This window comes from Pseudoxanthomonas wuyuanensis (assembly GCF_900215535.1).
Taxonomy (GTDB): domain Bacteria; phylum Pseudomonadota; class Gammaproteobacteria; order Xanthomonadales; family Xanthomonadaceae; genus Pseudoxanthomonas_A; species Pseudoxanthomonas_A wuyuanensis.
On record NZ_OCND01000006.1, the window covers coordinates 195,137 to 214,205 of the forward strand.

17 protein-coding genes are annotated in these 19,069 nt (G+C 66.2%); 4 read left to right on the forward strand and 13 right to left on the reverse strand.

Annotation, left to right across the window (positions count from 1 at the left end; translation table 11 throughout):
- The first annotated feature begins 35 nt into the window (after positions 1-35).
- Genes metG through rnfB form a run of 3 tightly spaced genes read left to right on the forward strand, consistent with a single transcriptional unit; the run spans position 36 to position 3,157 of the window.
- Complete coding sequence (gene metG / locus CRO39_RS13500) at positions 36-2,123, forward strand: methionine--tRNA ligase (RefSeq protein WP_097122473.1); 2,088 nt, start codon at positions 36-38, stop codon at positions 2,121-2,123.
- A 10-nt stretch (positions 2,124-2,133) separates the two neighbouring features.
- Positions 2,134-2,724, forward strand: coding sequence for an HAD family hydrolase (locus tag CRO39_RS13505; RefSeq protein WP_097122474.1), 591 nt, complete (start codon positions 2,134-2,136; stop codon positions 2,722-2,724).
- 22 nt (positions 2,725-2,746) lie between these two features.
- Entirely contained in the window at positions 2,747-3,157 is a 411-nt protein-coding gene (gene rnfB / locus CRO39_RS13510; RefSeq protein ID WP_097122475.1) for an Rnf electron transport complex subunit RnfB, read from the forward strand.
- A 12-nt stretch (positions 3,158-3,169) separates the two neighbouring features.
- On the opposite strand, the gene CRO39_RS13515 is transcribed toward rnfB, so the two are convergent.
- From CRO39_RS13515 to CRO39_RS13545, 7 genes are all read right to left on the reverse strand, one after another.
- The gene (locus CRO39_RS13515) at positions 3,170-4,744 is read right to left on the reverse strand and encodes a tetratricopeptide repeat-containing sulfotransferase family protein (RefSeq protein ID WP_097122476.1); all 1,575 of its coding nucleotides are present in this window, start codon (positions 4,742-4,744) and stop codon (positions 3,170-3,172) included.
- A 40-nt stretch (positions 4,745-4,784) separates the two neighbouring features.
- Positions 4,785-5,738, reverse strand: coding sequence for a TraB/GumN family protein (locus tag CRO39_RS13520; protein WP_097122477.1), 954 nt, complete (start codon positions 5,736-5,738; stop codon positions 4,785-4,787).
- Positions 5,739-5,743: 5 nt separating this feature from the next.
- Entirely contained in the window at positions 5,744-6,691 is a 948-nt protein-coding gene (locus CRO39_RS13525) for a DUF1684 domain-containing protein (RefSeq protein ID WP_238394553.1), read from the reverse strand.
- 1 nt (position 6,692) lies between these two features.
- On the reverse strand, positions 6,693-8,453 hold the full coding sequence (gene mutL / locus CRO39_RS13530; protein WP_097122478.1) for a DNA mismatch repair endonuclease MutL: 1,761 nt from the start codon (positions 8,451-8,453) through the stop codon (positions 6,693-6,695).
- A 112-nt stretch (positions 8,454-8,565) separates the two neighbouring features.
- Entirely contained in the window at positions 8,566-10,128 is a 1,563-nt protein-coding gene (locus CRO39_RS13535; protein ID WP_097122587.1) for an N-acetylmuramoyl-L-alanine amidase, read from the reverse strand.
- Positions 10,129-10,209: 81 nt separating this feature from the next.
- A complete protein-coding gene (tsaE, locus tag CRO39_RS13540) occupies positions 10,210-10,692 on the reverse strand; it encodes a tRNA (adenosine(37)-N6)-threonylcarbamoyltransferase complex ATPase subunit type 1 TsaE (RefSeq protein ID WP_097122479.1) in 483 nt (160 codons plus the stop codon).
- A 59-nt stretch (positions 10,693-10,751) separates the two neighbouring features.
- Positions 10,752-12,227 carry an NAD(P)H-hydrate dehydratase gene (locus CRO39_RS13545; protein WP_097122480.1) on the reverse strand — a complete coding sequence of 492 codons (1,476 nt, stop codon included), beginning with the start codon at positions 12,225-12,227 and terminating at the stop codon, positions 10,752-10,754.
- A gap of 29 nt (positions 12,228-12,256) precedes the next feature.
- Between CRO39_RS13545 and queG the strand changes: the two genes are divergently transcribed.
- Entirely contained in the window at positions 12,257-13,327 is a 1,071-nt protein-coding gene (gene queG, locus CRO39_RS13550; protein ID WP_425479702.1) for a tRNA epoxyqueuosine(34) reductase QueG, read from the forward strand.
- Positions 13,328-13,435: 108 nt separating this feature from the next.
- Here the strand turns inward: queG and pgi are convergent, their stop codons facing one another.
- The 6 genes from pgi to pcnB all read right to left on the reverse strand — a co-directional run bounded on the left by pgi (position 13,436) and on the right by pcnB (position 19,046).
- Entirely contained in the window at positions 13,436-14,947 is a 1,512-nt protein-coding gene (gene pgi, locus CRO39_RS13555; protein WP_097122482.1) for a glucose-6-phosphate isomerase, read from the reverse strand.
- A 2-nt stretch (positions 14,948-14,949) separates the two neighbouring features.
- A complete protein-coding gene (panD, locus tag CRO39_RS13560; protein ID WP_097122483.1) occupies positions 14,950-15,330 on the reverse strand; it encodes an aspartate 1-decarboxylase in 381 nt (126 codons plus the stop codon).
- Positions 15,331-15,493: 163 nt separating this feature from the next.
- On the reverse strand, positions 15,494-16,336 hold the full coding sequence (gene panC / locus CRO39_RS13565) for a pantoate--beta-alanine ligase (RefSeq protein WP_097122484.1): 843 nt from the start codon (positions 16,334-16,336) through the stop codon (positions 15,494-15,496).
- A 33-nt stretch (positions 16,337-16,369) separates the two neighbouring features.
- Entirely contained in the window at positions 16,370-17,188 is an 819-nt protein-coding gene (gene panB / locus CRO39_RS13570) for a 3-methyl-2-oxobutanoate hydroxymethyltransferase (protein WP_097122485.1), read from the reverse strand.
- Between the two features lie 17 nt (positions 17,189-17,205).
- Positions 17,206-17,697, reverse strand: a complete 492-nt coding sequence (folK, locus tag CRO39_RS13575) for a 2-amino-4-hydroxy-6-hydroxymethyldihydropteridine diphosphokinase (RefSeq protein WP_097122486.1) — start codon at positions 17,695-17,697, stop codon at positions 17,206-17,208.
- Complete coding sequence (gene pcnB, locus CRO39_RS13580; RefSeq protein ID WP_238394552.1) at positions 17,694-19,046, reverse strand: polynucleotide adenylyltransferase PcnB; 1,353 nt, start codon at positions 19,044-19,046, stop codon at positions 17,694-17,696. Before pcnB ends, folK begins: the two co-directional genes overlap by 4 nt.
- Positions 19,047-19,069 lie beyond the last annotated feature (23 nt).

The following is a 19,069-nucleotide window of genomic DNA, read 5'->3' on the forward strand; positions in this document are numbered from 1 at the left end:
TGCGATAATCGCGGCTTCCCCGCAAGACAGCCCCCATGAGCCGCACCGCACTCGTCACCACCGCCCTGCCCTACGCCAATGGTCCGTTGCACCTGGGCCATCTGGTCGGCTATATCCAGGCCGACATCTGGGTCCGTGCCCGCCGCCTGGCCGGCAACACTACCCACTTCGTCTGCGCCGACGATACCCATGGCACGCCGATCATGCTGGCGGCAGAAAAGGCCGGGGTGACTCCGGAAGCGTTCATTGCCAATGTCCAGGCCAGCCATGAGCGCGATTTCGCCGCCTTCGGCGTGGCCTTCGATCACTACGATTCCACCCACTCGGCCGCCAACCGCGAACTGACCGAAGCCTTCTATGCGCGATTGGAAGCCGGCGGCCATATCGCCCGCCGCAGCGTGGCGCAGTTCTACGATCCGGCCAAGGGCATGTTCCTGCCGGATCGCTACATCAAGGGCATCTGCCCGAACTGCGGCTCGGCCGATCAGTATGGCGACAACTGCGAAGTCTGCGGCGCCACCTACGCGCCCACCGATCTGAAGGAACCGAAATCGGTCATCTCCGGCGCCACCCCGGAAATCCGCGATTCGGAACATTATTTCTTCGAAGTCGGCCGCTTTGAGCCGTTCCTGCGCGAATGGCTGGCCGGCGACGTGGCGCTGCCCGGGGTCAAAGCCAAGCTGAAGGAGTGGCTGGATGCCGAGGGCGGCCTGCGCGCCTGGGATATCTCCCGCGATGCTCCCTATTTCGGCTTCGAGATTCCCGATGCACCCGGCAAGTACTTCTACGTCTGGCTGGATGCGCCGATCGGCTACCTGAGCAGCTTCAAGACCCTGTGCGAACGCACCGGCGAGGATTTCCATTCGCACCTGAATGCGGGCACCGCCAGCGAACTGCATCATTTCATCGGCAAGGACATCGTCAATTTCCATGGCCTGTTCTGGCCAGCAGTGCTGCATGGCGTCGGTTATCGCGCGCCGACCCGGCTGCACGTCAACGGCTATCTGATGGTCGATGGCGCCAAGATGTCGAAGTCGCGCGGGACCTTCGTGATGGCCCGGACCTACCTGGATGTGGGCCTGGAAGCCGAAGCGCTGCGCTACTACTACGCAGCCAAGTCCTCCGGTGGCGTTGACGATCTGGATCTGAACCTCGGCGATTTCGTTGCCCGCGTCAATGCGGATCTGGTGGGCAAGTTCGTCAATCTGGCCAGCCGCTGCGCGGGCTTCATCGACAAGCGATTCGGCGGACAGCTGGCCGATGCGCTGCCGGATGGCCAGACTTACGCGCGTTTCGTCGCGGCGCTGGCGCCAGTCCGCGAGGCTTACGAACGCAACGACCCGGCCGCCGCCATCCGCCAGACGATGGCCCTGGCCGATGACGCCAATCGCTATATCGACGACAGAAAGCCGTGGGTGATCGCCAAGCAGGAAGGCGCCGAGGCCGAACTGCAGGCGGTCTGCACGCAGGGCCTGAACCTGTTCCGCGTACTGGCCGCCGCGCTGAAGCCGGTACTGCCGCGCACGGCAACGCAAGCCGAAGAATTCCTCGCTGCGCCGGTCTATGCCTGGCAGGACCTGGACGCGCCGCTGCTGGCCCACCGCATCAAACCGTATGCACCGCTTTTTACCCGTATCGACCCCAAACTGATCGACGCCATGACCGAAGCTTCCAAGGACACCCTTGCCCCCGCCACCGCCCCGAATGCGGGGGCGACACCAGTCGCAACTCCACACTCCGCTCCCAAAGCTGTCGCGACTGACGTCGCTCCTGCAACGGGCAGCGCCAGCAGTTTCATCGGCATCGACGATTTCGCCAAGCTGGATCTGCGCATCGGCAAGGTGCTGGTCTGCGAATTCGTCGAAGGCTCGGACAAACTGCTGCGTTTCGAACTGGATGCCGGCGAACTGGGCAAGCGGCAGATCTTCTCGGGCATCCGCGCCAGCTATGGCGAACCGGACAAGCTGGTCGGGCGCAACGTGGTGTTCATCGCCAACCTGGCACCACGCAAGATGCGCTTCGGGGTCAGCGAAGGAATGATCCTGTCGGCCGGCTTCGATGGCGGCGCATTGGCGCTGCTGGACGCCGATGCCGCGGCGCAGCCCGGCATGCCGGTGCGCTGAAAGCCGCCCCATGCACCTGGCCCTGTTCGATTTCGACCATACCATCACCACAACCGACACCTATTCCCGCTTCCTGCGGGGTATCGCCACGGCAGAGCAGCTGGCGCAGGTAAAATGGAAAATCGGTCCGTGGCTGGCCGGCTATCGCCTGGGCCTGGTGTCGGCCTGCGCCATCCGTGCGCGGGTCACGCGGCTGGCCTTCGCCGGACGCCTGGCGGCGGAAGTCGACGAGCGCGGCAAGCGCTATTGCGTCGAAGTATTGCCAAAGTTGCTGCGTCCGGAAATGATGCAGCGCATCGGCTGGCATCAATCCCAAGGCGATACGGTGGTCGTCGTATCCGCCTCGCTGGACGTCTATCTGCAACCCTGGTGCGAGCAGCACGGGCTGGCGCTGATCTGCAACCGGCTCGAGGCCCATGCGGGGACGCTTACCGGCCGTTACCACCAGGGCGATTGCGGCGGCGAAAAGGTCCAGCGGATCCGCGCGCGCTACGATCTTGGCGCGTATGCTCGAATCCACGCCTACGGCGACAGCCGCGAAGACCGTGGCATGCTGGCACTGGCCCAGCAACGCTGGTATCGCGGTCGCCGGATCGCCTGACGGCAGCTTCCAGGTTCCACAGATGCGGCCCATTCCCGAAAACCTGACCGAACGACTGGACCGTTTGCTGCCGCAAACCCAATGCGGCCAGTGCGGTTTCGACGGTTGCCGTCCTTATGCCGAGGCGATGGCCAATGGCCAAGCGCAGGCGGACCGCTGCCCGCCCGGTGGCGATGCCGGCGCAAAAGCGCTTGCCCATGTTCTGGGCACTGCGCCGTTGCCTTATGACCGCAGCCGCGGCGAGCACAAACCCGCGCAGGTCGCCGTGGTGATCGAAGCCGACTGCATCGGCTGCACCAAGTGCATCCAGGCCTGCCCGGTCGACGCCATCATCGGCGGCGCCAAGCATATGCATGTGGTGATCGAGCCACTGTGCACCGGTTGCGAACTATGCGTGCCGGCGTGCCCGGTGGACTGCATCAGGATGGTCTGAGTCGCAGACTACTCATTCAACCTCGATTCCTGAGCTTTCCAGAAGCTCGCGCAGTTGCTGAAGATTCCTCTCGTATTTCTTCCACCTTTTCATGGCAGAACGGTAGATTGGCGCCCGAACTTGTACGGCGCTTGCTGTCGCAACGGGAGCCTCATTCTTCTCAAAATGAAGGCAGGCGCCCTCCCACGGCAGATCGCAGAACCCAAGTAGACGCTTGGTCGACTCCTCCTGTGATTCAACAATCGCTTCATAGTCTATTTCCATTATTCGACCAGGTATAGCGTTGTGCCAATACTTCATGAGCCGATCGAACAGCAGATAGTAGCGCCCAGTATCCATAAGATCGAACGAGTAGTCGTAATACGGTGAAGACTGCGCAAAAAGCTGCCTGAAATTGCTCAGACACGTATCCATCGGATCTCTGCGAAGGCAGATTATTCTTGCACGCGGAAGCGCGCGCGCGATAAACCCTGCATACATGAAATTGTGCGGAAGCTTATCGACGAAGAAGGGAGTCGTTCCGGTTCCCGGCCGGGTGCTGGCGACATAAGCATCGCCCAAGCGACTCCAGTCGATGTGGCGCGCCAACCTCACCGTATCGATGTCCAGCATCGCAGGCGTTCTGCTTCCCGACTCTCTCTTGAGCATCACTCCAAAGTTCTGCAGTTCGCCTGCCGAATGCACCAGCGAGTGGCTGGAAAGAATCCGCTCCACCAGCGTGGTTCCCGTTCTCGGCATGCCGATAACAAAAATGGGTTCCTTGCTCTGACTGGCATTTGGGACTTCAGGAATCTCCTGTGCCGCGGCGGCCAGCTCGTCAAAGAGGTTGCTGTCGCGTTGGATGGTATAGCCGCGATGCGCGCGCTTTGCAGATTTGCCCAGGGTCAGATGTTCGAATGACGACGAGTATTCCCCGATATCTTCCAACTCCTTCGACAGAGCCAGGTGCACGTACATCGCTCCATCCGCGTCGCCGGCAACGGCCGGCAGTACCGATTCGAACCATTGAATATGATTGGATTCCTCTGTAAGCCTGCGCAGCTGAGCTAGGGCCAAATATGCCTTCCAGTATCTGGGATCCAGCCGGAGGCACTCCAAGTATTCCAACTCCGCTGTCCGTATATCTCCCGTAAAGGTCAAGGAAGTGGCCAGGTTGAATCGGTAGCTCGCTTGCTTCGGCATACGTTCCGAGGCATGCCTGAATACCTCAACAGCTTTCTCGTGGGCATTGGCTTGGGTATAAACGACACCCAGCGTATCGAGAGTAAGAGGGTCATCTGGTCCCAGCGCCATTGCCCTGTCGGCAGTTTCCACCGCCTCACGCATAAACCGCCCGGTAGCCAGCACGCGCGCCAATTGCGCTGCATAGTCGGGGCGTTCCGGATTAAGCGCAACTGCGCGGCGAAGCAGCTCCGCTGCCAGCGGCATTTGCCCTAGCTGCAGTGCGGCGGCGCCAGCAACAAAATGGACCCCCGCGTGCGGTGGTCCACTTCTCACCAGCTCCATCGATAACTCCTGCGCCCTTCTCCAGTCACCGCGGTTCAATGCGGCAATGGCATGCCTGTAAATTTCGGCGGGTTCGCTCATCCTGGAACAACTCCGGTAGATCCAGCAAGATTTTGTTCGATCATCCTTCCGCGCACGCAGAGCAGATGCGTTCCACCCGGTAACCCCTGGCGCGCAGCTTTTCGACCACGCCGTCCTCGCCTATCAGGTGCAGCGAGCCGACCACGATCAGGGTGTTGTCGTTGCCCGGCGCGCTCAGGCGTTTTTCGATCTGCGGCAGCCAGGCGTTGTTGCGATCCAGGTTGATCATCCGGTAACTGACCGGCGTGTGCGTCTGCATCTCCTTGCGCATCTTGCCGTCCAGCCGTTCGACGTCGCCGCTGCGCCAGGCCTGGTGCAGATCCAGTAGTTCGCGCACCGCCTCCTGCGGGCTCTCCAGCAGCTTGTTGAGGCTGTAGACCTGCTCGCTGTGCGGCGTGCCGTCCATCGCCGCGACCTGCGTATCGATGGTTTCCAGCCCGGCCACGGGTTTGCCGGCTTCGGCCGCGCGGCGGATGAAATGATTGTCCAGGCCCTGCTCCGGCCGGAATCCGGCCGACTGCGCCATGCCCATCACCATGCCCAGGCTGATCGCCCAGGGTTCGGTGGTTTCCATCTGCTCGATGGAGCTGCCGCTGGCCGACAGCAGCGCCGCCAGCCTGGCCTTGACGTCTTCCGGCAGCACGGTGCTCAGGCTCTTGCCGTTTTCGTAACCGGCTGCGCTCTGGAACTTGGCCATCGTTGCCGGTGAAGTCAGTTCCGAGGGTTCGACTTCGAACACCAGCGAAGCCGCATCTTCAAACGCCGCCTCAACCTCCTCCGCCAGCGGATAGTCGGTGGTTTTGAGCAGATGGAACGAACCCAGCAGGTAGACCGCATTGTCCTGGTCGGAAACCTTCCACAGCAGCGGTACCGGTGGCGGCGCAGCGGCCGCGGCCGGCGCTTTGGCGAGAGCACCGAAGCTGGCGGTCGCTGACAGCGCGAAAAGCAGCAACGGGCCGATAAGATTGAGTCTGTTGCGGTGGCGCATACGCATCCTTGTCAGGGTGAGGACGAATCGATTCTGCGGTAGGCCTTCTCGCCGGCCTCGACAGCCAGATCCAAGCGGTTCTGCGCCGGCGGCAACGGACAGGTGGCGTAAAGGGTGAATGCGCTGGGCGGATTGTGGGCACGGTTGAAATCCAACACCACCTTGCCGTCCGCCGGCGCGTCAATCTCCAGGTAGCGGCCTGCCGAATAGCTGCCCTGCCCGCTGGTGCGATCGGCCAGCGGGATGAACATCCTTCCGTCGGCGGCGGAAAGCACATCCAGCCGGTAGGAGGCGCCGTTGCGTTCGAATTCGACCGCCCCAGGACTGGGGACCGCCGTGGTGACGCCAATCATGTCGATGATCGGCAGCGTGGTACCGGCAGGATTGGCGACAAAGCGCGCCTCGAACCGCCAGGCGGGATCCGTCGGCCAGTACTCTAGGGCTCCCATGTGGATACGCGTCGGCGCATCCTCATGGCGTATCCGCAGATAGTGGCGGCCGCCGCGTTCGATCAGGTTCAGCTTGCCCTTGCCTTCGTCGAACGCGAGCGTGGTGGGCGCAGGGTCGCGATCGTCGCGCAGTTCGATGCGCGCCTTGACCGGTTCTTCGTCCAGCAGCAACCCGGAATCGCGTTCCGGCATCAGGAAGTAGCGGTCGCCTTGCCGGGACAGCATGCCCATCTTTTCCGGCCCCGCCGCCAGGCGGATGCCGCTGCCGGGACCGGCGCCGATGTAGTGCGCCTTCAGTTCGATCGGATGCAGCCCGACCAGGCTGGTCCAGCCGTCCGGCTGCAGCAGATCCTGCTTGCGCCGATCGCGCCAGGCCTGGGTTTCGGCAACGAAAGCGGCATCGGCGATCGGCGCACTGCCGCTGCCGGGGGACCGCGCCGGCTCGGCCGGTTGGCAGGCCACGAGCAGCATCGCCAACGCCGCCGTCATTGCCAGTTGGGTTTTCAGCATCTCAACGTCCTCGCAGGAACCAGCGTTCCATATCAGCCAATGGGAAATGCGTCCACAGCGGACGCTCATCGCGGCGGCCAGCGGAGCGTTCGATGGCTTCCACTTCGCGCAGCAATGCGTTCAATTCGGGCAGGGTCAGCCGACGCCCGCTGTTTGCCGGCTCGTGCCTCGCCATCGCGGCGAGCAGTCCATCGGCATCGCCCCCATCGCGTTGGCTCTGGTCGCGCCCGCGCAGGCCGTTCAGTACATCCTGCAGCAAGGCCTGCGGATCGGCCTGCGACAACAGCGCAGGGACGCTACGCACATGCAGCGATCCCGGACCGCTGCGGCCCACATCGAATCCCAGAGCAATCAGCGTCTCGGCGTTGCGTTCTATCAGCTCCGCCTCCTCCGCGGCCACCGCCAGCGTCAACGGCGTCAGCAAAGGCTGCGCGTGCAGGCCGACGCCCTCATAGGCGTTCCTGAGCTTCTGGTAGCGGATACGCTGGTGGGCCGCATGCATGTCCACCACAATCATGCCATCGGCGTTTTCGGCCAGGACATAGCGGCCGTGCAGTTGGGCGATGGCATACCCCAGCGGGGGCACCGGCCCATCGGCCAGCACCGCCGGCTCCAGGCCGGCCGGCGCCGACGCATACAACGCGGCGTAGGCCGCGGGCGCTTCGCCGATGCGCAAGCCACCGGCCGCGGCCGGCGTCCAGGTCAGCGGTGCCACCCGCGCCGCATCGGCGCCGCTCAACGTCGAAGGCAGCATCGACGCGGCGATATCGGCGCGCGCACCGGCCAGCGCGTCGTACAGCGTGCGGTAGACGAAGTCGTGCACCAGCCGGGCTTCGCGAAAACGCACCTCGTGCTTGGCCGGATGCACGTTGACATCGACCCGGGCCGGCTCGATCTCCAGGAACAGCACATATGCCGGGTGGCGGCCGTGGAAAAGCAACTCCTGGTAGGCGCGTTTCACCGCGTAGGCGATGCCGCGATCGCGCACGGCGCGTCCATTGACATAGGCGTACTGCTGATCCGCACCCGAACGCGAATAGGCCGGCGGGGCGATCCAGCCGCGCAGACGCAGGCCTGCGCCCTGATGATCGATGTGCAGCGCCTGCTCGGCGAACCCTTCGCCCAACGCTTCCAGCAGCCGCGCCGCCGGTTCTGCCGCATCGGGCTTGTAACGCCGCGCCGGCTTGCCGTTGTGCGCCACGCGCAGCTCGATGTCCGGACGCGCCAGCGCCAGCGAGCGCAACCATTCCTCGATATGGCCCAGCTCGGTGCGCTCGGCGCGCAGGAACTTGCGCCGGGCCGGAACATTGAAGAACAGATCGCGCACTTCCACCGTGGTACCGATAGCGTGCGGCGTGGGCGCCACGCTGGCGACCCGGCCGCCGTCGACCTGCAACGTGCTGCCGTAGGCATCGGAAGCGCGGCGTGAGGACAGCGCAAAGCGGCTGACCGAGGCGATCGACGGCAAAGCTTCGCCGCGAAAGCCCAGCGTCATGACCGTTTCCAGATCGTCCAGCGAGGCGATCTTGCTGGTGGCGTGGCGGGACACCGCCAACGGCAGTTCTTCCGGCGCAATGCCGCTGCCATCGTCGCGAATCCGGATCAACCGTACGCCGCCCTCTTCCAGATCGATGTCGATACGGCGCGCGCCGGCGTCCAGCGCGTTCTCGACCAGTTCCTTGACCACCGAGGCCGGACGTTCGATGACCTCGCCGGCGGCGATCTGGTTGATCAGGGTGTCGGGAAGCTGGCGGATCGGCACATTCGGGCGGCGCCGCAGCGCCGTGGGAAGAATCAGCCCCGATGATAGCCGAGCGCGGCGGTTGGAGCGGACTTCGGGATGAGTTCAACTCAAAGCCCGCAACAAGCTCTCTCTAGGGAGCGCCGGCGCCAGCGGCTGCAGTCGATTCGGCCTGCGCCCTGGCCTGCGCGCGGGCGGCGAACAGCGTGCCCGGTGGCGGCTGGTTGGTGAAGTACGACTGGATGCCGGCCAGCACCGCGGCGGCGACCTTGCGCTGGTGGGCAGGGTCGCGCAGGCGCTTTTCTTCTTCGTGATTGGAAATGAAACCGGTCTCCACCAGCATCGCCGGCATATCCGAATTGCGCAGCACTTCGAAATTGGCGAACTCGATCTGCGGCTTGTGGGTTTTGCCCAGGCTCTTCAAGCCCGTCAGCACATGGCCCGCCGCGTCCTGCGATGCTTTCATGTGGCCGCTCTGGGCCAGATCCAGCAGCACCGTCGACAAGGTGTCCTGGGTCAGGCGCACGCCGCCGACCAGATCCGATGCGTTTTCCTTGTCGGCCAGCCAGCGCGCGTGCTGCGAGGAAGCGCCACGCGTGGACAGCACGTAGACCGACGAACCCCAGGCGCTGCGGTTCTGCGCCGCATCGGCATGGATGGAAACGAACATGTCCGCCTTCGCGTTGCGCGCCTTGCGCGCGCGCTGCGGCCGTTCCACATACACATCGGTGTCGCGGATCAGATAGGCGCGCATGCCCGGCGTGGCGTTGATCTGGCGGGCGAGTTCCTTCGAAATCGCCAGTACGACGTTCTTTTCATAGGTGCCGTTGGGGCCGATGGCGCCGGGGTCCTGCCCGCCATGGCCGGGATCGATGGCGATGACCAACGGACGCGTCCCCGCCTGCGCGGATACCGAAGGTTTCGCTTGAGCCGGCTCGGGCGGGGAGGCCTCGGGCGTGGCCGCCGCCTGCGCTGCAGCGCCGATTGGCGCCGGCTTGCCGGTGGCGATGGTATAGGCCGGCGCCGCCACGGTGGTTTGGGTTGCGGGCGTTGCGGGCGGGACTGCCACCTGAGCGGCCGTCGGCTGGCCATTGAGGATGGCCTGCGGAGAAAGCGCCGATGCGGTTTCCGTCGCCGGTGGCGGAGCAGCAGCCTGCTGCTGCACCTGCGCTGTCAACGCGGCGGTGGCGCGTGCGGCGGCGGCGGTGGCGTCATCGCTCGCCGCCATTTGTGCCGGAGCCGCCTGCGCTGGCGCCGCAGCCGGGCTGGCTGTCGCCACGCTTGCAGCGGGGCCATCGCCCGGCCATTCGATGACCAGCCGCGAACCGCCTGCGGCTGGTTCGATACGCGGTTTCAACGACACCACCGAGGAGGAAAGATCGAACACCACCCGCAGCGTCCCCGGCGTGGGCTGGCCGGTGCGCACCGAAGTCACGATGCCCGCTCCAGCGGGAAGCTTGAGGCTGCGCGCGGCAGTGGATGCCGGCAGATCCACGACCAGGCGGTCCGGACCGCTCAGCGTCAGGGTCTTGAATTCGCCGGCGCCGTCGAGCTGGATTTCCGCACGGGTGCCGGTAGCGCCCACGGTAACGCTGACCCCGCTGACCTCGCCGGCCTGCACCGGGGAAACCGCAACAGCCGCCCACAGCCAGCCGGCCGCGAAGGCGGGTAGATACCGGAATTTGGGCTTCCCCATGCGCATGCGGCGGATTCAAGCACCATCCACGCCGGAATGCAAGGATTTTTCCCTTAATAATCCGTAACCTGCCGGATCTTCTTACATGGACAGGACAGGTGATCCCTGCAACTGGCCATTTTCAGCCAGCCGCGCCAGCCAATCAGCGCCGGTTTGCGAGCCCGCCGACAGGCGCAGTTGGCGCCCGTCGTCGCTTACCGCCAGTTCCGCCAGCAGATCGGCTGCCGGCAGCCCCGCCCCGCCCCGCTCGGGCCATTCCACCAGCCACAGGGTCGCGACGGCATCATCCAGGCCCAGGAAATCCAGTTCGCCGGCATCGCCAATCCGGTACAGGTCCAGGTGCCAGGCTTCGCCGCCGGCGATCGGATAGCGCTCGACCAGCGTATAGGTCGGGCTGCGGATGGCGCCCTGCACACCCAGTCCGCGCAGCAGCGCGCGCGCCAGCGTGGATTTGCCGGCGCCCAGGTCGCCGCGCAGATGCACGACCGCCTGCGCGGGGCGAGTCGCCGCCAATGCGCGGCCCACCTGTTCGGTGGCGTCGCTGTCGGGAAGGAAAATCTGCATGCGGCGATTTTAGGGCGTGTTATGAGCTTTGAGGGCAGCCAGCCGAAGCCATCGCAGGCTCATGGATTCGCCAGCCGGCGCAGGTGCGGCATCAGATCCGAAGGCAGCAGGCCGCGTTCGCCTTCGCTGGCGGCTTCATCGCCGGCCAGCGCATGCAGCAGCGCACCCGCGCTGGCCGCGTCGAAGGCCGGCAATCCCTGTCCGCGCAGCGCGGCGATGACGCCGGTCAGCGCATCGCCCATGCCGCCGACCGCCATACCCGGATTTCCGGCGTCGATCGCGCGGGGGATTTGGCCTGGCGCAGCGACCACGGTGCCGGCCCCTTTCAATACCACCACCGAGCCGTAACGCTCGCTCAACGCGCGCGCCGCAGCGAACCGATCCCGCTGCACGTCGGCAGCGCCCCCCACGCCAAGCAGCCGCGCCGCCTCGCCTGGATGCGGTGTCAGTACCGCGTCATCCAGCTTGTGCGGCTGCGCGGCCAGCAGGTTCAGCGCATCGGCATCGATCACCAGCGGTTTGCCGGCGCGCAGGGCCAGCGCGAACAAGCCCTGCGCCCAGTCGCCCTGCCCCAACCCGGGGCCCAATGCCACGATGTCGGCCGGCTCCAGCAATGCCTGCAGCGCCTCGCCCGATTCGACCGCACGCACCATCGCTTCCGGCCGCCGCGCCAGCAATGCGGCAACATGCGATTCGCGCGTGGCAACGCTCAAAAGACCAGCGCCGCAACGCAGCGCTGCCTCTGCGCACAAGGCGATGGCGCCGCCGCTGCCATGATCGCCACCGATGCACAGCACGCGGCCGGATTCGCCCTTGTGGGTATTGCGCCGGCGCGGCAGCAGCCAGCGCGCCAATGCGTCTTTCTGCAGCAGGGTGGCGGCCGCCGCCGTATCGTCGAACGCCGCGGCCGGCACGTCCAGATCGTCCAGCGCCAACGCGCCGGTGTATTCCAGCGCATCGCCGGTAAACAGCCCCGCGTGCATGGCAATGAACTGCAGCGTGCAGGTGGCCAGCACCGCCGCGCCCGGCACCGAACCCAGCTCGGCGTCGACGCCGCTGGGCACATCCAGCGACAGCACCGGCACCGACTGTGCGTTGATCGCCGCGATCAGGGCCGCACAGCCCGCATCGGGCGGGCGCGTCAGGCCGATGCCGAACAAGGCATCGACGACCACATCCGCCGCCGGCAGGCGTTCATCGAAGAGCTCGACGGTTCCGCCCGCCGCCAGGTAGTCGGTGCAGGCACGCTGTGCGAGCTCGCTTGCCGGTACGTGTTCACGAAGGTGTACCAGTTGCACGCTGCGTCCGGAACGGCGCGCCAGCCGCGCCAGCACATAGCCGTCGCCGCCGTTGTTGCCGGGCCCGCAGACCACCACGATGCGCTGCGCCTGCGGCCACTGCTGCAGCAGATACCGCCAGCCGGCCTGGCCGGCGCGCTGCATCAACTGATAGCCGTCGCCGCCCAGCAAGGCGGTTGCCCGCGCATCCAGCTGGCGCGCCGCGGCGCTGCCGTACAGGGGAAAGGTTCCGGACATGCGGCCGATTCTATACTGCTCGGATGTCCATGCTGCCCGTCCGCCTGCCCGACCCCGCCGCGCTCGCCCATCGCGTGCGCGAGCTGGCGCGCGCGTTGGGGTTCCAGCGCTGCGGCATCGCCGGCATCGAACTTGGCCAGGACGAGGCGCATCTGCGCGACTGGCTGGCCAAAGGGCTGTATGGCTCGATGGAATGGATGGCGCGCCATGGCGACAAGCGCGCGCGGCCGGACGAACTGATTCCGGGCACGCTGCGGGTGATTTCGGTCGGCCTGGACTATGGCCGCAACGACAGCGACGACGCCTGGCACACGCTGGCCGATGGCGAACGCGCCTATGTCGCGCGCTATGCGCTGGGGCGCGACTACCACAAGCTGATGCGCAACCGCCTGCAGAAACTGGCCGAACGCATCCAGGCCGAAGTCGGCCCGTTCGGACACCGCGTATTCGTCGATTCGGCGCCGGTGCTGGAGCGCGCGCTGGCCCGCAACGCCGGGCTGGGCTGGATCGGTAAGCACACCTGCCTGATCGACAAGGACGGCGGTTCGTGGTTCTTCCTCGGCGAGATCTATGTCGATCTGCCGCTTCCGATCGATGCGCCGGCCAGTGCGCATTGCGGCACCTGCACGCGCTGCATCGAAATCTGCCCGACCCAGGCCATCACCGCGCCGTACCGGCTGGATGCGCGCCGCTGCATTTCCTACCTGACCATCGAGCATGAAGGCGCGATTCCCGAAGATCTGCGCCCGGCCATCGGCAACCGCATCTTCGGTTGCGACGATTGCCAGCTGATCTGCCCCTGGAACAAGTTCGCCAAGCGCACTGACGAAGCGGATTTCCGCGCCCGCAACGATCTGGATACCGCGACGCTGCCGCAGCTGTTCGCCTGGAGCGAGGACGAATTCCTGCAGCGCACCGAGGGCTCTGCAATCCGGCGCAGCGGCTACGAGCGCTGGTTGCGCAATATCGCGGTGGCGCTGGGCAATGCGCCGGCCACACCGGCGGTGCTGGAAGCGCTCGCTTCGCGCCGGGATCACGAATCGGCCGTGGTACGCGAGCATGTGGCGTGGGCACTGCAACGCCATGCCAGCAACACGTAGCAAGAACATCATTTGTAGGAGCGACGCGAGTCGCGAGAAGCTTCCATGGGAAAGCCCATCGCGACTCACGTCGCTCCCACAGAAGGCCATCGGAGGCCTTCGCAAGGCTCAGCTGTGCGCCCGCAACTCCGCCAGCAGCGCCCGGGTCACCGGATCGCCGGCTTCGGCCTCGCCCTTCAGCGCCGGCAACAGGCCGTTGGCTAGCTGCTTGCCCAGCTCCACGCCGAACTGATCGAAGGCGTTGATGCCCCACAGCACCGATTGCGCGTAGACGCTGTGCTCGTACATCGCGATCAGCGCGCCCAGCGATTGCGGGGTCAGCGCGTCCAGCAGGATCATCGTGCTGGGGCGGCCGCCGGCATAGCTGCGGTGCGGGTCGTCGCTGCCCTGGCCGTTGGCCAGGGCCTGGCTCTGCGCCAGCAGGTTGGACATCAGGGCCAGATGGTTTTCCGTATACGGATCGTCGTTGCGTACGGTGCCGACAAAATCCAGAGGCACCACGCCGGTGCCCTGGTGCAGCGCCTGGAAGAAGCTGTGCTGCACGTCGGTACCGGCACCGCCCCACCACACCGGCACGGTATCGGCATCGACGGGGCTGCCGTCCAGCTTCACCGACTTGCCCAGGCTTTCCATTACCAGTTGCTGCAGGTAGGCCGGCAGCAACGCCAGGCGCTGATCGTAGGTCATCACGCCGTGCGCGGCATGGCCCAGCGCATTGCGGTTCCAGACCGCGGTCAGCGCGTGACGCACGGCGATATTGCCGGCCAGCGGCGCATTCAAGACGTGCGCGTCGAATTCGGAAGCGCCCGCCAACAAGGCTTCAAAACGTTGGAAACCGATCGCCAGCGCAATCGGCAAGCCGACCGCCGACCACAGCGAATAACGTCCGCCGACCCAGTCCCACATCGGCAGCACGCGCTCGGCAGCGATGTCGAAGGCGGCCGCGGCGCGCTCGGGATTGGCGCTGACCGCATACAGGCGGTCGCTGCCGCCCAGCCAGTCGCGCAGGATGCCGCCGTTGAGCAGCGTTTCCTGGGTACCGAAGGTCTTGGAGATCAGGATGGCCGCAGTGCGTGCCGGATCCAGCGGCGCCAGCACGCGCTGCGCGGCGGCGCCGTCGACATTGGACAGGAAGTGCACGCGGAAACGGCCGAAGCCGGGCTCGCGCAAGGCATCGGCGACCAGCCGCGGCCCCAGATCGGAACCGCCGATGCCGACGCTGACGATGTCGGTGATGTCGCTGGCTTGCAGTTGCGCGATCAGCACGGCCATCCGTTCGCGCACCCCGGCTGCGGTCGCATAGGCCTGGCGCGCGATGGCGGCATCGGAATGATTGCCGCGCAGGGCGGTATGCAGCGCTGCGCGGCCTTCGGTGACGTTGACCCGCTCGCCGTCGAACAGGCGTCTGAACGCGCCGGCAAGGTCTTTCGATTCGGCCAGCGCCAGCATCGCCTCCAGCGCCTGGCGATCGTAGGCCTGGCGCGCGAAGTTGAAGTACAGCGGGCCGGCGCGCAGCGCAAAATCGCCGGCACGGGCGGGATCCTGCGCCAGCAGCGCCGGCAGATGGACGCCGCGAAGGCGTTCGGCGTGGGTTCGCAACGCGTCGAGAGCCTTCGCCATGCTTATGCGGCCTGCTTGGGAATGGAGTGATTGGTATGGGTGATGGCGTTGTTGCCGTCCACGTAGATCAGCTTCGGCTGGAAGCGGGCGGCCTCCTCCTCGCTGACGCCGGCGAAGGCGGCAATGATGATGATGTCGCCCACCTGCACATGCCGCGCGGCGCCGCCGTTGAGCGAAACCACGCCGCTGCCTTCATCGGCGCGGATGGCATAGGTCGAGAACCGCGCGCCGTTGGTGACGTCCCAGATATGGACCTGCTCGAACTCGCGGATGCCGCTGGCATCCAGCAGCAGGCCGTCGATGGCGATGGAGCCTTCGTAGTTCAGGTCGGCATGGGTGACGGTGGCGCGGTGAATCTTGGTTTTCAGCAGGCTCAGTTGCATGACGGCGGCGTGATTCGTGGGAAGTCGGAGTTTATCAGGGCGTGAGCGGCGAGCGCGGAAGGGAACTGCCCGGGGTTACCTCGCCCTTCGCTGGTGCTGCCTCCTGTCCAGAAGCCGGTGGCCCTGGAAACGGGAGAAGAATCAAAAACCGCTCTGGCGCGGCTCACCACTCCAGGTTGTCGATCAGCCGGGTCTTGCCGAGCCGGGCGGCGATCAGGGCCACCCTGGGGCCGGTCTCGCCATCGGCCGGTTCGCTGAGATCGGGGCGGCGCACCACGCTGTAGTCGACCACGAAACCGGCCTCGGCGAGTTCGCGCGCGGCGGCGGCCTCCACCGCCGCACGCGGCGTGGCGGCAACGATGCCTTCGCGCATCGCCAGCAGCGTGCGCCGGATGGCGGCCGCGCGCGGGCGTTCGTCCGCCGCCAGGTACTGGTTGCGCGAACTCATCGCCAGTCCGTCGGACTCGCGGACGATGCTGCCGGCCAGGATTTCCACCGGGAACGCGAGATCCCGCACCATCTGCCGGATCACCGCCAGTTGCTGGAAATCCTTCTTGCCGAACGCGGCCACGTCCGGCTGCACCTGGTTGAACAGGCGGCTGACCACGGTGCAGACGCCGTCGAAATGGCCAGGACGGTGGGCGCCCTCGAGCAGGCTGCTGACGCCGGGCACATGCACCTTGGCCGCCAGCTCCACCCCGAACGGATACATCGATTCCACCGTCGGCAGCCACAGCGCGTCGCAACCGGCGCCTTCCAGCCCGCTGGTGTCGGCTTCGGGCGTGCGCGGATAGCGGGTGAAGTCTTCGTTGGGACCGAACTGGGTGGGATTGACGAACACGCTGGACACCACGCGGTCGGCGTACTGCCGCGCCAGCATCACCAGCGAATAGTGGCCGGCGTGCAGGTTGCCCATGGTCGGCACCAGCGCCACCCGCAGGCCCTGGCGTTTCCAGCCGGTAACGCGGGCGCGCAGCAGCTCCAGCTCGGTGATGGTTTCGATCATCGGGTTCGGCCCTTGACGCCGGTATGCGGCGCGTTAGCTGGAATAGGAATGGCTGGCGTCGGGAAACGAACCGTCGCGCACGGCCTGGGCGTAGGCGCGGATGGCGCCGGCAATGGAGCCGCCTTCGGCCAGGAAATCCTTGACGAACTTGGGCCGGCGGTGGCCGCTGTCGATGCCGAGGAAATCGTGCAGCACCAGCACCTGGCCATCGCAGCCGGGGCCGGCACCGATGCCGATGGTAGGGATGGCGATGGCCGCGGTGACCCTGGTGGCCAGCGGCGACGGCACGCATTCGAGCACCAGCAGCGAAGCACCCGCCTCCGCCACCGCCTGCGCATCGGCCAGCAGTTGCGCAGCGGCGGCATCATCGCGGCCCTGCACCTTGTAGCCGCCGAACTTGAGTACCGACTGCGGGGTCAGGCCCAGGTGCGAACAGACAGGAATATCGCGCTCGGCCAGGAAACGGATGACCTCCAGCTTGTGGCCGGCGCCTTCCAGCTTGACCATTTCCGCGCCGGCCTGCAGCAGGGCGATGGATGCCTGCAGCGCGCGTTCGGGAGTGGCGTCGGACTGGAACGGCAGGTCGGCGACCAACAGCGCGCGCGACAACCCGCGCGCGACCGCAGCGGTGTGGTAGACGATGTCATCGACGCTGACCGGCAACGTGGAATCGTGGCCCTGCACCACCATGCCCAGCGAATCGCCGACCAGCACCAGGTCCACGCCATTGGCGTCCATCGCCCGGGCGAAGCTGTTGTCGTAAGCGGTCAGCATGACCAGCTTGCGGCCCTCGCGCTTGGCGTCGGCCAATCCGGGGACGGTCCAGGGCTTGCTGTCGGCGTGTGTGCTCATAGCCCCGCATTATCCACTTATAACGGCTGGATATTCGACAGATCCAGGCCGGACACAGCATTCCGCGCAGCGCCAACGCCGGGAATCGCCGCGTCCGGTGCGATTTCCAGCAGCGGCACCAGCGCGAAGGCGCGCTGGGCCAGATGCGGATGCGGCACCTGCAGGCCGGGTTCATCGATCATCGCCTCGCCATACAACAGCAGGTCCAGATCCAGCGTGCGCGGCCCCCAGCGCCGTTCGACGCTGCGGTCGCGGCCGAACTCGCGTTCGGTCGCCAGCAGCGCGTCCAGCAGCGCGCGCGCATCCAGCCCTGTGTCTATCAGCGCAACGGCATTGACGAAGTCCGGCTGCGCCTGCATGCCCCAGGCCGGCGTGCGGTAGAGCCGCGAGCATCGCAACAGTCGCGTCCGCGGCAGCAGACCCAGCGACTGCGCGGCCCGTTGCACGGTAAGCGCCGCATCGCCCAGGTTGGCGCCCAGGCCTATCGCCGCAACCACCGTGGCGGTCATTCGCTGGCGCTGGCGGCGCCGCTGCGCCGGCGCCGGCGCCGGCGACGCTTGGAAGGCGGCGCATCCTCGTCGGCATAGCTGTCGCCGGGCACCGCGACGCCCAGCGCGGCGGCGAGTTCTTCACCGGACTGGGTCTGCGCTTGCTGCCAGAACGCCACGTCCTCGGCGTGATCGGGCGATGCCGCCAGACGCAACACCAGGAAATCGAACGCGGCGCGGAAGCGCGGGTGCGCCAGCAGGCGCATCACGCGCTTGCGCTGGCGGCTGGAGAACCGCGATTGCAGCAGCCAGATTTCCTGCATCGGCAACGAAAACCGGCGCGGCAGCGCCACCGTGCTGAGCTGATGCAGGGTGACGCGGTCGGCGGCGCGCCGTTGCGCCTCTTCGACATGCACGCCCTGCGCCTGCAGGCCGATCAGTGCCCGGCAATAAGCCGGCCACAACAACAACGCGAACAGGAACGCCGGCGACACCGGCTCGTCGTTGGCCACCCGCTGGTCGGTGCCCTGCAGCCCCTGGATCAGCATCCGCCGCAGCGCACCGCTGCGGTTGGACGCCAATGCGGCGGCGGTTTCCGGAAACAGCACCTGGACCAGGCCAAAGCGTTCCAGTCCCTCGAAGCTGGCAACCGCGTGGCCGGACAGGAACAGCTTGAGAATTTCCTCGAACAACCGCGCCGGCGCGGCTTCGGCCAGCAACGGCGCCAGTCCGGCAATCGGCGCGGCAGTGGCCGGGTCGATGCCGAAGCCCAGCTTGGCCGCCAGCCGGACCGCGCGCAGCATGCGCACCGGATCCTCGCGGTAGCGCTGTTCGGGGTCGCCGATCAGTTTCATCGAGCGCGCCTGCACGTCCTCGAACCCGCCGACGTAGTCGCGCACCGAAAAATCCTCGATGGCGTAGTACAGCGCATTGGCGGAGAAGTCGCGGCGCACGGCATCGTCCTCGATGGTGCCGTAGACGTTGTCGCGCAGCAGGCGGCCGCCCTCGTGCTGCTCGCGGTCGCCGCTGCCGTCGTCGATATTGGCGCGAAAGGTGGCGACCTCGATGATCTCGCGGCCGAACACCACATGCGCCAGGCGGAAACGGCGGCCGATCAGGCGGCAGTTGCGGAACAGCTGCTTGACCTGTTCGGGGGTGGCGTCGGTGGCCACGTCGAAATCCTTGGGATGGCCCCCGACCAGCAGATCGCGCACCGCGCCACCGACCAGATAGCCGGCAAATCCGGCGTCGCGCAGGCGGTAGAGCACCCTCAGCGCATTCGGACTGATGTCCTTGCGCGAAATCGGGTGTTGGTCGCGTGGGATGATTCGCAGTGCGGCTTGCGGGGTAATAGTGGCGGTTCCATGCATGAGAGGCGTTGCGGCCACCGGGC

Bases quoted from the DNA above. Each gene is read 5' to 3' on its own strand.
- metG (WP_097122473.1), top strand. From the start codon at position 36: ATGAGCCGCACCGCACTCGTCACCACCGCCCTGCCCTACGCCAATGGT.
- CRO39_RS13505 (WP_097122474.1), top strand. From the start codon at position 2,134: ATGCACCTGGCCCTGTTCGATTTCGACCATACCATCACCACAACCGAC.
- rnfB (WP_097122475.1), top strand. From the start codon at position 2,747: ATGCGGCCCATTCCCGAAAACCTGACCGAACGACTGGACCGTTTGCTG.
- CRO39_RS13515 (WP_097122476.1), bottom strand. From the start codon at position 4,744: ATGAGCGAACCCGCCGAAATTTACAGGCATGCCATTGCCGCATTGAAC.
- CRO39_RS13520 (WP_097122477.1), bottom strand. From the start codon at position 5,738: ATGCGTATGCGCCACCGCAACAGACTCAATCTTATCGGCCCGTTGCTG.
- CRO39_RS13525 (WP_238394553.1), bottom strand. From the start codon at position 6,691: ATGCTGAAAACCCAACTGGCAATGACGGCGGCGTTGGCGATGCTGCTC.
- CRO39_RS13535 (WP_097122587.1), bottom strand. From the start codon at position 10,128: ATGGGGAAGCCCAAATTCCGGTATCTACCCGCCTTCGCGGCCGGCTGG.
- tsaE (WP_097122479.1), bottom strand. From the start codon at position 10,692: ATGCAGATTTTCCTTCCCGACAGCGACGCCACCGAACAGGTGGGCCGC.
- CRO39_RS13545 (WP_097122480.1), bottom strand. From the start codon at position 12,227: ATGTCCGGAACCTTTCCCCTGTACGGCAGCGCCGCGGCGCGCCAGCTG.
- queG (WP_425479702.1), top strand. From the start codon at position 12,257: ATGCTGCCCGTCCGCCTGCCCGACCCCGCCGCGCTCGCCCATCGCGTG.
- pgi (WP_097122482.1), bottom strand. From the start codon at position 14,947: ATGGCGAAGGCTCTCGACGCGTTGCGAACCCACGCCGAACGCCTTCGC.
- panD (WP_097122483.1), bottom strand. From the start codon at position 15,330: ATGCAACTGAGCCTGCTGAAAACCAAGATTCACCGCGCCACCGTCACC.
- panC (WP_097122484.1), bottom strand. From the start codon at position 16,336: ATGATCGAAACCATCACCGAGCTGGAGCTGCTGCGCGCCCGCGTTACC.
- panB (WP_097122485.1), bottom strand. From the start codon at position 17,188: ATGAGCACACACGCCGACAGCAAGCCCTGGACCGTCCCCGGATTGGCC.
- folK (WP_097122486.1), bottom strand. From the start codon at position 17,697: ATGACCGCCACGGTGGTTGCGGCGATAGGCCTGGGCGCCAACCTGGGC.
- pcnB (WP_238394552.1), bottom strand. From the start codon at position 19,046: ATGCATGGAACCGCCACTATTACCCCGCAAGCCGCACTGCGAATCATC.